At 67.8% G+C, this 12,723-nt stretch carries 12 protein-coding genes; 10 read left to right on the top strand and 2 right to left on the bottom strand.

Annotated features, from left to right (window positions below; genetic code table 11):
- The first annotated feature begins 79 nt into the window (after positions 1-79).
- The 8 genes from QM707_RS14495 to QM707_RS14460 all read left to right on the top strand — a co-directional run bounded on the left by QM707_RS14495 (position 80) and on the right by QM707_RS14460 (position 8,116).
- Complete coding sequence (locus QM707_RS14495; protein ID WP_415002589.1) at positions 80-622, top strand: gamma carbonic anhydrase family protein; 543 nt, start codon at positions 80-82, stop codon at positions 620-622.
- 185 nt (positions 623-807) lie between these two features.
- On the top strand, positions 808-1,488 hold the full coding sequence (locus tag QM707_RS14490; protein WP_415002588.1) for an RDD family protein: 681 nt from the start codon (positions 808-810) through the stop codon (positions 1,486-1,488).
- A gap of 1 nt (position 1,489) precedes the next feature.
- A complete protein-coding gene (locus QM707_RS14485; RefSeq protein WP_415002587.1) occupies positions 1,490-2,482 on the top strand; it encodes a stage II sporulation protein M in 993 nt (330 codons plus the stop codon).
- Complete coding sequence (locus QM707_RS14480) at positions 2,472-4,010, top strand: DUF4129 domain-containing protein (protein WP_415002586.1); 1,539 nt, start codon at positions 2,472-2,474, stop codon at positions 4,008-4,010. The genes QM707_RS14485 and QM707_RS14480 overlap by 11 nt, the downstream gene beginning before the upstream one ends.
- Positions 4,007-5,119, top strand: coding sequence for a DUF4350 domain-containing protein (locus QM707_RS14475; RefSeq protein ID WP_415002585.1), 1,113 nt, complete (start codon positions 4,007-4,009; stop codon positions 5,117-5,119). Before QM707_RS14480 ends, QM707_RS14475 begins: the two co-directional genes overlap by 4 nt.
- On the top strand, positions 5,116-6,105 hold the full coding sequence (locus QM707_RS14470) for an AAA family ATPase (protein ID WP_415002584.1): 990 nt from the start codon (positions 5,116-5,118) through the stop codon (positions 6,103-6,105). The genes QM707_RS14475 and QM707_RS14470 overlap by 4 nt, the downstream gene beginning before the upstream one ends.
- Complete coding sequence (locus tag QM707_RS14465; RefSeq protein ID WP_415002583.1) at positions 6,102-7,406, top strand: DUF58 domain-containing protein; 1,305 nt, start codon at positions 6,102-6,104, stop codon at positions 7,404-7,406. Before QM707_RS14470 ends, QM707_RS14465 begins: the two co-directional genes overlap by 4 nt.
- A gap of 206 nt (positions 7,407-7,612) precedes the next feature.
- On the top strand, positions 7,613-8,116 hold the full coding sequence (locus QM707_RS14460) for a hypothetical protein (protein ID WP_415002582.1): 504 nt from the start codon (positions 7,613-7,615) through the stop codon (positions 8,114-8,116).
- Positions 8,117-8,349: 233 nt separating this feature from the next.
- On the opposite strand, the gene aroE is transcribed toward QM707_RS14460, so the two are convergent.
- Together aroE and hemB are read right to left on the bottom strand one after the other, a co-directional pair.
- Entirely contained in the window at positions 8,350-9,192 is an 843-nt protein-coding gene (aroE, locus tag QM707_RS14455) for a shikimate dehydrogenase (RefSeq protein WP_415002581.1), read from the bottom strand.
- A gap of 82 nt (positions 9,193-9,274) precedes the next feature.
- The gene (hemB, locus tag QM707_RS14450) at positions 9,275-10,267 is read right to left on the bottom strand and encodes a porphobilinogen synthase (RefSeq protein WP_415002580.1); all 993 of its coding nucleotides are present in this window, start codon (positions 10,265-10,267) and stop codon (positions 9,275-9,277) included.
- Positions 10,268-10,324: 57 nt separating this feature from the next.
- Between hemB and QM707_RS14445 the strand changes: the two genes are divergently transcribed.
- Together QM707_RS14445 and QM707_RS14440 are read left to right on the top strand one after the other, a co-directional pair.
- On the top strand, positions 10,325-11,167 hold the full coding sequence (locus QM707_RS14445) for an ABC transporter permease (protein WP_415002579.1): 843 nt from the start codon (positions 10,325-10,327) through the stop codon (positions 11,165-11,167).
- The gene (locus QM707_RS14440) at positions 11,164-12,723 is read left to right on the top strand and encodes an ATP-binding cassette domain-containing protein (protein ID WP_415002578.1); all 1,560 of its coding nucleotides are present in this window, start codon (positions 11,164-11,166) and stop codon (positions 12,721-12,723) included. The genes QM707_RS14445 and QM707_RS14440 overlap by 4 nt, the downstream gene beginning before the upstream one ends.

Below are 12,723 nucleotides of genomic sequence, written 5' to 3'. Positions count from 1 at the left end.
GAAGTCTAGCGCCTGTCGCGTCCCGCCGCCGGGGGCGAGCGTGCCCGAGTTCTGCGCCAGTCGCGGGTAGAATGCCGGCATGACCTCTATCCGTACGTTCCAGGGCATCGCGCCCACCCTCGGCCAAGGCGTCTATGTCGACCCTGCGGCCACCGTCATCGGCGACGTCGTGCTGGGCGACGACGTCTCGATCTGGCCCGGCACGGTGTTGCGCGGCGACGTGAACTACATCCGCGTCGGCGCCCGCACCAATATCCAGGACGGCACCATCGTGCACGTCACCCATGACGGACCGTTCAACCCGCCAGGCGGTTTCGCCACCGTCATCGGCGCCGACGTGACGATCGGCCACGGCGCCATCGTGCATGCCTGCGTGATCGAGGACGCCTGCTTGATCGGCATGGGCGCGACCGTGCTCGATGGCGCGATCGTGCGCAAGCACGGTTTCGTCGGCGCCGGCGCCCTGATCCCGCCGGGCAAGACCGTCGGCAGCGGCGAACTCTGGCTGGGCAACCCGGCCCGCTGCGTGCGCAAGCTCAGCGAGAAGGACATCGAGCAGTTGTATTACTCGGCGCAGCACTACGTGCGCCTGAAGGACAAGTACCTGCAGGACGGCACCTGAACGCCGAAAAGCGCCGCCGGTCACGCTGGCGCCCATGGGCAAGCCTGGCGATCGGCCGATAAAATGGCCTTTTCCAGGCGAAGCCCCGTGTCCCTGTCCCTGCCCTTTCTCCGGTTCCGCCCGACACGAGGCCCGAACACCGCCCGCTCCCTGGATTTCCCAGACGAACCGGGCGTGACGATCTGATGCTCGACACCCTGCGCCATGTCGAAACGCCGGAAGGCCTGGCGTTGAACCTGCGCTGCGCCGGCGTGATGCCGCGCGCCTACGCCTGGCTGATCGATTTCGCCCTGCGCTGGACGGTGATCGGCACGCTGGCGTCCCTGCTCGCGATCTTCGGCGACGCCGGCGAAGGCCTCGCCCTGCTGGCGATGTTCCTGTTGTATTGGGGTTATCCGATCGTGCTCGAAGTGATGTTGGACGGACAAACCCTCGGCAAGAAGGCCATGGGCCTGCGCGTGGTGAACGGCAACGGCACGCCGGTGACGTGGTTGCCGTCGATCGTGCGCAATCTGTTGCGCTTCGTCGACATGATGCCGCTCGGCTACGGCTTCGGCCTGGTCTGCGGCCTGTTCGATCGCCATGGCCGACGCCTCGGCGACCTGGCGGCCGGTACCGTGGTCGTCTACGTCGACCGGGTCGGTTCGCGCGTCGCGGCGGCGCCGGTGCCGGCCCTGGCGCCGCCGCAGGCGCTGCGCATCGACGAGCAGGGCGCCATCGTCGCTTTCGCCGAGCGTGCGCCGCAAATGACGGTCGAGCGACAGGAAGAACTCGCCGACCTGCTGGCGCCGTTGACGCAGGCGCAGGGGCAACGCGGCGTGCATCGCCTGTTCGGCATCGCCAATCATCTGCTGGGACGTCGCTGACATGCGCCAGGAAGATTTCGTCGCCCGCTATCAGGACGAATGGCGCGTGCTGGAACAATGGCTGGAGCTGCGCGGCGGCGTGCGCCCGGGCAAGCGCACGGACTACGTCGAACTCGACGACCTGGAGTTCGCCGGACGTTATCGCCGCCTCTGCCAGCAATTGGCGGTCGCGCAACGCCGTGGTTACAGCCCGCTGGTGCTAGAGCGCCTCGAACAGGCGATGCAGCGCGGCCATCATGTGCTGTACCGGCCGCCGACGCCGCGCTGGCGTCGCCTGCTCGATTTCTTCGCCGCCGGCTTTCCGCGACTGGTGCGCCAGCACCAGGCCTACATGTGGGTATCGGCCCTGCTGTTCTTCGGCCCGCTGCTGACGATGATCGCGTTGCTGCAGTGGTATCCGGAGCTGGTGCACTCGCTGTTCTCGGCGAAGGAGCTGGCGCAGTTCCAGACGATGTACGACCCCAGCGACGAGCATCATGCGCTCGGCCGCGAGGGCGGCACCAATCTGCAGATGTTCGGCTTCTACATCTTCAACAACGTCAGCATCGCCTTCCAGACGTTCGCCGGCGGACTGCTGGGCTGCGTCGGCGCGGTGTATTTCCTCGGCTTCAACGGCCTGTACATCGGCGGCGTCGCCGGGCACCTGACCGCCATCGGTTACGGCGATCCGTTCTGGCGCTTCGTCTCCGGCCACACCGGGCCGGAACTGACGGCGATCGTTTTGGCCGGCGGCGCCGGTCTGCGCATCGGCTGGGCCTTGATCGCCCCGGGTCGCCTGCCGCGAAGTCGTGCCCTCGTCGAAGCCGGACGCGACGGCGCGCAGCTGGCGATGGGCGTGTTCGCGATGCTGGTGCTCGCGGCTTTCGTCGAAGCGTACTGGTCGTCGATCGGCTGGATGCCGACCTGGGTGAAGTTCAGCTTCGGCGGCACGCTCTGGGCGGCGATCCTGTACTGGCTCTGGCGCGGCGGTCGCGGAGTCAGTCATGCGGCTTGATCGCCTGAGCATCGTGTTGCGACCGCGCACGCCCTGGGAAGCGATGGATCTCGGCCAGGCCCTGGCGCGCGAGCACGCCGGCGCGGCTTGGAAAAGCTGGATCGCGCTGAGCCTGCCTTTCCTGATCGTCTTCAACGCCCTGGCCTGGTGGGCCGACAAGCCCTGGCTTGCCGGCCTGGCGATGTGGTGGTTCAAGCCCCTGTTCGAGCGCGCGCCGCTCTACGTACTTTCGCGCGCGGTGTTCGGCCAGGCGCCGAGCCTGCGCGAAACCCTGCGGTCGAAAGAACTGTGGGCGTCGAGCTCGCTGCTGGCCTGGCTGAGCTGGCGTCGCTTGCATCCGGCGCGTTCGATGTTGATGCCGGTGGATCTGCTCGAAGGACTGCGCGGCTCGCGCCGCAGCCAGCGCGCGGCGGTATTGCAACGCGCCGTCGGTGCGCAGGCCTGGGGTCTGATGCTGGCCTGCCTGTCGTTCGAGCTGATGCTGTTCATCGCGATGTGGGTGCTGGTCCTGATGTTCGAACCGATCGCGCACCTGGATGAGTCGGCGCGCGCGATGTGGACGACGTTCTTCCAGGCGCCGCCCGAGTGGGCTGTCGTCGTCGGCAACGGCGTCGCGTGGCTGGCGATGTCGCTGATCGGTCCCTTCTACGCCGGCGCGGGTTTCGGTCTCTACCTGAACCGTCGCACGCAGCTCGAAGCCTGGGACGTGGAACTGAGTTTCCGGCGCCTGGCGGAACGACTGCGTGCATTGTCCGTCGCGGCCATGTTCGTCTTGGCGACGTGGCTGGCGCCCTGGTCGGCGATGCCGGTGCTGGCGGCGCCGACCATCCCGCAAGCCGATGATTGCGACAAACCCTGTCGTCCGAAAGACGTGTTCGGCGAGCAGTTGCGCGCCAGCGATCCGCGGCAGGAAGCGGCCGCACGCGAGGTCGTCGACGATCCCCTGCTCTCGCCGACGCAGAAGAACAAACATTGGGTGCTGAAGAACCCGCCCAAGCCGGACAAGAAGAGCGACACGCGCCTGCCGTCCTGGTCGCTCGGCCTCGGTGCGCTGTTCGGCGCCATCGGCGAGTACGGTCTGTGGATCCTGGCCGGCATCCTGCTGGCCTTGTTGCTCTGGCAACTTCCGCGCTGGTTGCCCTGGGTGCGCGATCGCCTGCCGCAAACGACGGAACCCGATCCCATCGTCGAACACGCCGTGCTGTCGCCGGAAAAACTGCCCGACGACGTGGTTACGGTGGCACGCGAACTGTGGTCGCGCCAGCGCCACCGCGATGCCCTGGCCTTGCTGTATCGCGCCGGCGTCGCGGCGATCGAACGCGCGCACGGCAGTCCGCTGCCGCCCGGCGCCACCGAAGCCGACTGCCTGCGTCGCGCACGCCGCCTGCCCGATGGCGCCTTGCGCGAATGTTTCGCTCAGGTCGTCCGTCTGTGGCAGGGCGCCGCCTACGCACGACGCGTGCCCGACGACGAAGCCTTCGCGGCGTTGTTGCAACGCTGGTTGCAGACACCGGAGCTCGTGCGATGAAGCGCGGCACCGTCGCGATCATCGCTGTCGGCATCGCCCTGGTGGTGGCGGCCGGCATCGCCGGCTTCCTGCATTTCTTCAAGCAGGTCGAAATGGAAGTGCGTCTGCCGCCGCGCGGCGAGGCGGCCTACAACCCGCTCTACGCCCTGAAGAAGACTTTGCAGGCGCGCGGCCTCGAGGTGCAGACGCAAGCCTGGCTCGATCTCGATGCCATGAAACCCGCGCCCGGCGACACGCTGGTGCTGTACACGCAGCCCGAATCGGTCACGCAGGCTCAGGCGGACGCGCTGCTGGCCTGGATCGAAGCCGGCGGACATCTGGTCATGCCTTCGCCGCAGACCGCCGAGGCCGGCGGTCCGCTGGCCGAGGCCTTCGCGCTGTACGCGATCGAGGACGAAGAGCGCGACTGCGACTACGTCGCGTCCGGAATGAAGGATCGCGGCAATCTGTCGTTCTGCCGCCCCCGCTTCGCCAGCGATCTGGATGAGGTGAGTTACGGCAGCGGCGATGAAGACGCCGGCTATCGTTTCGCCCGCTTCGACTGGGGCGCCGGTGTCGTGAGCGTGATCAGCGACCTCGATTTTCTCGACAACCAATGGCTCGAAAGCCGCCCGGCGCGCGACATGGCGTTTTCGCTGCTCGCGCCGCGGCTGGACCAGGGCCGCATGCTGCTGGTCTATTCGGCCGAGTCGCCGTCGCTGGGTAAGCTGATCCTCATGTACGGCTGGATGATCGTGCTGCCGCTGATGCTGGCCCTGTTCGCCTGGCTGACGATGCGGGCGCAGCGCTTCGGCCCGCTGCAACCCGCCCCGGAGGCGCGTCGCCGCGCCCTGCTCGAACATGTGCGCGCGGCCGGCGAATTCGCCTGGCGCCGCCATCGCAGCGTGGCCTTGCATGCCGCCGTACTGCAGCTGCTGCGCAAACGCCTCGCCCTGCGCGACCCGCTGATCGCCGCGCTCGACGGCGATGCGCAGGTCGACGCCCTTTCGCAGCGCCTCGGCATCGATGCCGGGCGCATCCGCCAGGCCCTGCGACCGGTCGGGCTCAACCGCCCGGACGCGTTCTTGCAGAGCATCTCCACCTTGATCGACATGAGAAACCGACTATGAGCGACAACATGCCCCTGCCCGCGCCGATCACCGGCGAGGCGCTGATCCAGAAGGTCGATGCGGTGCGCGCTCAGGTCGCGCAAGCGTTCATCGGCCAGGCCGAGGTGCTCGACCAGATCCTGATCGCCCTGCTCGCCGGCGGCCACGTGCTCGTCGAAGGCGTGCCGGGCCTGGGCAAGACCCTGCTCGTGCGCGCGCTGGCCACGGCGCTCGATTGCGCCTTCGCCCGCGTGCAATTCACCCCGGACCTGATGCCCAGCGACATCAGCGGCCATGCGTTCTACGACCCGAAGAGCGAGAGCTTCAAGATCCGCCGCGGTCCGATCTTCACCAACCTGCTGCTGGCCGACGAAATCAATCGCGCGCCGGCGAAGACGCAGGCCGCCTTGCTCGAAGTGATGCAGGAACAGCAGGTCACCATCGAAGGCCGCAGCTATGCGCTGGCGCCGCCCTTCCTGGCGATCGCGACGCAGAACCCGGTGGAGCAGGAAGGCACGTACCCGCTGCCGGAAGCGCAGCTCGATCGTTTCCTGCTCAAGATACTGATGGGCTATCCGGAGCACGAAGACGAAGTGCGCATGGTCGGCAACGTCAGCCGCGGCCGCAATGCGCACGATTTCGACCTGAGCCAGTTGCAGCGCGTGATCGGCCCGGCCGAGATCGTCGCGATGCAGCTCGGTACCGCCGATGTCACCGTCGACCCGGTCGTTCTCGATTACGCCGTTCGCCTGGTGCGCGCCACGCGCGCCTGGCCGGGCATCGCCCTCGGTGCCGGCCCGCGCGGCAGCCTCGCCCTGGTGCGCGCCGCACGCGCACAGGCGGTCATCGAAGGGCGCGATTTCGTCACGCCGGACGACGTGCGTGCCATCGCGAAGCCGGCCCTGCGCCACCGCCTCACGCTGGCGCCGGAGCTGCAGATCGAAGGGCAGCGCATCGACGACGTCATCGCGGCGCTGCTGGCCAAGGTGGAAGCGCCGCGTCGATGAGGCCAGCGCGTGCCCTGATCGCCTGCCTGCTGCTGTGGGCCCTGCTGGGCGCGGCCGTCGCGTTCGGCTGGGCGCCGCTGGCGACGTGGATCGGCGCGGGCGCGATGTTGTTCGCAGTGGCGGCACTGGACGCATGGACCCTGCATCGCCGGCCCAGCCCCGAGCTCGAGCGCGAGCTGCCGCCGATCGTGCCGGTCGGCGTCGAGCGCGAGGCGCGCCTGTTGCTGCGCACGCCGGGCCGCACGACGCAATCGCTGGACGTGTTCGATGGCCTGCCGGGCGATTGGCGCGTGCAGGGCCTGCCGCGTTCGCTGAGCCTGCATCCAGGCCAGGAATCGATCGTCACCTATCGTTTCGTGCCCGAACAGCGCGGCAGTTTCGAGTTCGCCGGCTGCGACGTGCGCCTGCATTCGCCGCTGCGCCTGTGGCGCCAACGCCGCGTCATCGGCCTGGCGCGGCAGGTTCGCGTGTATCCGAACTTCGCGCCCTTGGCGCGCTTCGCCCTGTTCAGCGCCGAACAGGCCTCGCGTGTGGTCGGCGCGCATGTGCGGCGCAATCGCGGCGAAGGCACGGAGTTCCACCAGCTGCGCGAGTACCGCGTCGGCGACACCCTGCGCCAGATCGACTGGAAGGCGACGCAGCGCGCGCGCAAGCTCATTTCCCGCGACTACCAGAGCGAGCGCAACCAGCAGGTCATCATGATGATCGACACCGGCCGGCGCATGCTGGCCAAGGACGATGCGCTGTCGCATTTCGATCACACGCTCAACGCCAGCCTCGTCGTGTCCTACCTCGCGCTGCGCCAAGGCGATGCCGTCGGCCTGCTGGCCAGCGGCGGCGATTCGCGCTGGCTGGCGCCACAGCGCGGCCTCGGCGCCGTGGATACGATGCTCAATACGGTCTTCGACCTGCAAGCGCAGCCGGTCGCAACCGACTACCTCGCCGCCGCCACCCAACTCGCGCAACGCCAACGCCGTCGCGCCCTGGTGATGCTGGTGACGAACGTGCGCGACGAAGACATCGAAGACCTGATGACCGCCGTGCGCCTGCTGCAACGCCGCCATATCGTCTGCGTGGCCAGCCTGCGCGAGAAGGTGCTCGACCAGACGATGGAGAAGGCGGTGCACACGATCGAGGACGCGATCCAGGCCGGTGCGCTGGCGCGCTACCTCGAAGAGAGAAACCGGGCGCACGCCGCGTTGCGCGGCCAGGGCGTCACCGTTCTCGACGTGACCTGCCCCCAACTACCTGCCGCACTGGTCGAGCGTTACCTGGCGATCAAGCGGGAAGGCCTGCTGTAGGAATCCGCCTGTCGCAGGAGCCAGCTTGCGACCGCCATGGATGGCGGAAGTGCCGGAAACGCAGGAGCAGTTTCCGGCCTGGCGACCCGTGGCGACCAACCCCTGGCATCGTCGCGCGCTTTTGGAGAGACGCAGGTAGGCTAGTGGACGTCATCGGCAGGATGGACGGAGCTGACCCGCAAGGCCCGACCGGAGGAAGCAAGGACATGCGCTACACCAAAGGATGGATCTTGTGCATCTTGGCCGCCCTCTTGTGCGCCTGCGCACCAGAAGCTGATCAGGTCGCACCGGCCGTCGCAAAGCTGGCGCTAAGAGATGGCGTTTATGTTGGCTATGAGGGCATCGAGAATCTGTCGCCCGAGGAGGACCCTGATGCGTTCTGGTACTACCGGAGCGAGCTCCGCGCATCTGGTCCTGACGTCAGACTTGAACAATCCCCACGCGTTCTTTCGCGGGGTCATGTAACGGCGTCTGCGTCAGATGGCGGCTTTCATGTGTTCGAGGGTCGGGTCGAACAGGTCGGTGCACGCACGATTCTGCGGATGCGGAAGATCAGTTGCGACTATTGCGCAGTCCTGGTCGACGATCCACTGCCTTCCCGGATAGAGCGGGAATACGTACTGCGCTTCGTGGCCGATGGCTCTTTCGAACTGGATCGCGTGATTTACAGCACGACACCAAATCCGAAGCTGGAACCCGCCCAACCATGACCACGCAAGCGCCCGGATTCGTTCGTGGCGCTCTGGAATGCGCGACCTGCGCGCTTCGCCTCACGCAGTGCGCCGACCGCGATCCTTCGGTCCCGCTCGGTCGATTCGCCATCCCTGGCCATCGACTCGCGGCCGCTACGGCGTCCTGCCTCCGCTTACCGAACGATTCACGGTCGTCGCGCCAGGGCAGCGCCGCGCCCGAAGCACAGCCCCATTTCCAATGCCGCGGCCCCTCAATCCGCCGTATGCAGGGCCACCGACTGCCCGCTGAGTTCGGCGTAGATCCTGTCGGTCTCGGGCCGGCGACCATGCCATAGCGCGAAGCTTTCCGCCGCCTGTTCGACCAGCATGCCGAGGCCGTCGATGGCCTGTGCGCATTGCGCGCTGCGCGCCCAGGCGAGGAAGGCGATCGCCGCCTCGCCGTAGCTGAGATCGACGGCGAGCGTGCGCGAGGTCGCGATCGCGCGCGGGAAGCTCAGGGTGAGTTGATCGCGACCGGCCGAGGTCGCGTTGACGATGAAGTCGTAAGGGCCGAGCGAAACCAGATCGTTCCAGTAACGCGTGTGCACGCGACCGGGTTCGCCGAGCGCATCGGCCAACGCGTCGGCTTTTTCCGGGCTGCGATTGACGATGGTGAGCTCGGCGATGCCAGCGTCGAGCAGGGCGGGCGCGACGCCGTGCGCCGCACCGCCGGCGCCGAGCAGGAGCGTGCGGCGACCGCGCAGGTCGAGCCCGTGGCGTTCGGTCAGGTCGCGCACGAGGCCGATGCCGTCAGTGTTGTCGCCCTGCCAGTGTTCGCCGGCGCGGACCAGCGTATTGACCGCACCGGCGCGGCGCGCGCGTTCGCTCAAGCTCGAACACAGGGCCGCCGCGGCCTGCTTGTGCGGCAGGGTGATATTGGCGCCATCGCCGCCGCCGTTCGCGAAACGCGCCAATGCCGCCGCGAAATCTTCCGGCGCCGCATCGATGGCGACGTAGTCGAGCGGAACGCCGGTCTGTCGCGAGAACGCCGCATGGATGCGCGGCGACAGCGAATGCGAAACGGGGTGGCCGAATACCGCGTAGTGCTTGCCCATGTCGCCTCCCGAATGCCAGGAACGTCCGGTCAATCTATGCGCATCGGCGCGGGGACTCAATGCCTCGCGCGTTTCGCTCGCTTCAGCGCGCTTCCTGCAGCCAGCGCGCCGCGTCCAATGCGAAATAGGTCAGGATGCCGTCGGCGCCTGCGCGCTTGATGCTCGTCAGCGCTTCCAATGCGCAGGCGCGTTCGTCCAGCCAGCCGTTCTGTCCGGCGGCTTTCAGCATCGCGTATTCGCCGCTGACCTGGTAGACGAAAGTCGGCGCCTGGAACTGGTCCTTCACGCGACGCACGATGTCGAGATAGGGCAGGCCGGGCTTGATCATCACCATGTCGGCGCCTTCCTCGAGGTCGAGCGCGACTTCGCGCAGGGCCTCGTCGCTGTTCGCCGGATCCATCTGGTAGCTGAATTTGTTGCCCTTGCCCAGGGCGGAGGCCGAACCAACGGCGTCGCGGAAGGGGCCGTAGAAACTGGATGCGTATTTCGCCGCGTAGGCGAGAATGCGCGTATTGATGTGACCGGCCGATTCGAGCGCCTCTCGTATTGCGCCGATGCGCCCGTCCATCATGTCGCTGGGCGCGACGACCTGCGCGCCGGCCTCGGCGTGCGACAGCGCCTGCTTCACCAGCGCCTCGACCGTCTCGTCGTTGACGACATAACCGTCGGCGTCGAGCAGACCGTCCTGGCCGTGGCTGGTGTACGGATCGAGCGCGACATCGGTAATCACGCCGAGTTCGGGGAAGTGCTTGCGCAAGGCGCGAATCGCTCGCTGCGCAAGCCCGTCTTCCGCCCAAGCCGCTTTCGCATCGAGGCTCTTGGCTTCTGGCGCCGTAACCGGGAACAGCACGACGGCGGGGATGCGCAGGGCCACCGCTTTTTCGGCTTCGCGCAGCAACTCGTCCACCGACAGGCGCTCGACGCCCGGCATCGACGCCACCGGCGCGCGACCGGCAAGCTCATGGATGAACAAGGGCAGGATCAGGTCGTCGGCGCTCAGTACCGTCTCGCGCATCAGGCGCCGGGAGAAATCATCGCGACGCATCCGGCGCGGACGGGAGTACGGATAGGACATGCGGGCTTCGTCGCGCGATGGCTAGGCGCGCATTGTAACGCCGGCTAGCATGGCGCCATGCCGCGACTTTCCTCCCTGCCGCGCAGCGCCAAGGTCTGCCTGGCCGGACTGGCGTTGCTGACGGCCCTGTGCTGGCTCGCGCCTGGCTTCGGCCTGCCCGATCCGCATCGCCCGGATTGGCAGGCGCTCTCGGCCGCGCCTTCATTCGCCTCCGGCCATTGGTTCGGCACCGATGCCATCGGACGCGACCTGTTCGCGCGCACCTTGGCCGGCGGCCGGTTGTCGCTGGGTATCGGATTGATGGCGAGCCTGATCGCGCTGGTGCTGGGCCTGGGTTATGGCGCGATCGCCGGTCTGGCCGGCGGTGCGGGCGAGCGTTGGATGCTGCGCGGGCTGGACGTGCTCTCGGCCTTGCCCTTCCTGTTGATCGTCATCCTGCTGCTGAGCCTGTTCGGGCGATCCTTGCCCCTGCTGCTGGCCGCGATCGGCGGTTATGTCTGGATCGATCTCGCCCGGGTGATGCGCGCCGAAGCCGCGCGCCTGCGCGAAGCCCCCTTCGTATTGGCGGCGCGCGCCGCCGGCGCGAGTTTTTCGCAGGTGCTGCGCTGGCATCTGCTGCCGAACCTACTGCCGCTGGCGCTGGTTTACCTCGGCCTGATATTGCCGCAGGCCATCCTGATCGAAAGCTTCCTCGGTTTCCTCGGCCTGTCGGTGGACGAACCCTCCGCGAGCTGGGGCGCGCTGTTGTATGAAGGCAGCCAGGAGATGGAGGTCTCGCCCTGGACGCTGATTTTTCCTGCGGCTTTCCTGGTAACAACATTGGCCTGTTTCCAGTTCCTAGGCGACGCCTTGCGCGACTGGCTGGATGTGCGGCGCGCGCCACGCGAGGGCGTTGCATGAACGCCTTGTCGGTCGCCGGGCTGGAAGCGCATCTGCGCGCGAACGGCGCGCGATTGCTTGGCCCGATCGATCTGCAGCTCGACGCCGGCCGTTGCCTGGGTCTCGTCGGCGAATCGGGCAGCGGCAAGAGCCTGACGGCGCTGGCGATGATGGATCTGTTGCCCTCGGGCCTGATCGCATCCGGCGAATTGCAGGTCGGCGATACGCGAATCCCGCTGGGCTCCGATGCGCATCGGCGCTTGCGTGGCCGGCAGCTCGCCTGGATGCCGCAGGATGCGCTGGCCAGCCTGCATCCGATGCGCAGCCTCGGTGCGCAACTGGTCGAAAGCCTGATGGCATTGCGCGGGTTCAACCGCGCCGCGGCGAAAGCCGAGTCGCTGCGATTGCTAGATCAACTGGAACTGCCGGCGCCGGCGCAGCTCGCCATGCGTTTCCCGCACCAGATTTCCGGCGGCCAGCGCCAGCGGGTGAATCTTGCGCTGACGTTGGCGGGCGATCCGACCTGGCTGATCGCCGACGAACCGACCTCGGCGCTCGATCCGCGCCTGGCGCACGAAATGCTCGAGCTGCTCGACCGCTTGCGGCGCGAACGCGGCCTGGGTTTGCTGCTGATCAGCCACGACCTCCCATTGCTCGGTGCATTCGCGCAGTCGGTGGCGATCCTGCGTCGCGGCGACTGCGTGGAGTTCGGCGAGACGACGCAGGTGTTTCGTTCGCCGAGTCATCAGTACACGCGGGAACTGCTGGCGGCCGATGCGCTGCCTGCGCCTGCCCCTGGCGTCGCCGGGGATGTGCTGGTTTCGGTGCAGCGCTTGTCGCTGCGTTATCCGCGCGCGCCGGCGCCCGCGCTGCGCGACGCCGGATTCGAACTGCGTCGCGGCGAATGCCTGGCCCTGATCGGCGAAAGCGGCAGCGGCAAGAGTTCGCTCGGTCGCGCCCTGCTTCGACTGTTGCGCGGCGACATCCAGGGCAGGGCACGACTCGATGGCGAAGACCTGCTGACGGCGTCGCGACCCCGCCTGCGCGCCCTGCGCCGACGCATCGGCGTGGTCTTCCAGGACCCCTTCGCTTCGCTCGACCCGCGCCAGCGCATCGTCGATGTGATCGGCGAGCCGCTGCGCATCCATACCGAACTCGATGCCGCCGCCCGCCGCCAGCGTGTTTCGGCCCTGCTCGCCCAGGTCGGCCTGGACGATGCCGCGCTGGATCGTTACCCGCACCAGTTCTCCGGCGGGCAACGCCAGCGCATCGCCATCGCCCGGGCCCTGGCCGCCGATCCGGACCTGCTGGTTTGCGACGAGGCGGTTTCGGCCCTGGACGCCCAGCACCGGGCCGGCATCCTGGGCCTGCTCGATCGACTCAAGCGCGAGCGTCGCCTGGCCCTGCTGTTCATCACCCACGACATGGCGGCCGCCCGCGCCCTGGCCGAGCGGATCGCGGTCATGCATGCCGGCGAAGTGGTCGAACAGGGCGCCATGTCAGCCGTGCTGACCAACCCCCGGCATCCGGCGACCCGCGCCTTGCTGGCGGGTCGGCCGGCTACCCGGCCTGCCTGA

The organism is Arenimonas sp. (assembly GCF_047602345.1).
Lineage (GTDB): Bacteria > Pseudomonadota > Gammaproteobacteria > Xanthomonadales > Xanthomonadaceae > Arenimonas.
The sequence above is the reverse complement of the archived record's forward strand: the minus strand, read 5'-3'. Positions and strand labels throughout refer to the sequence as shown.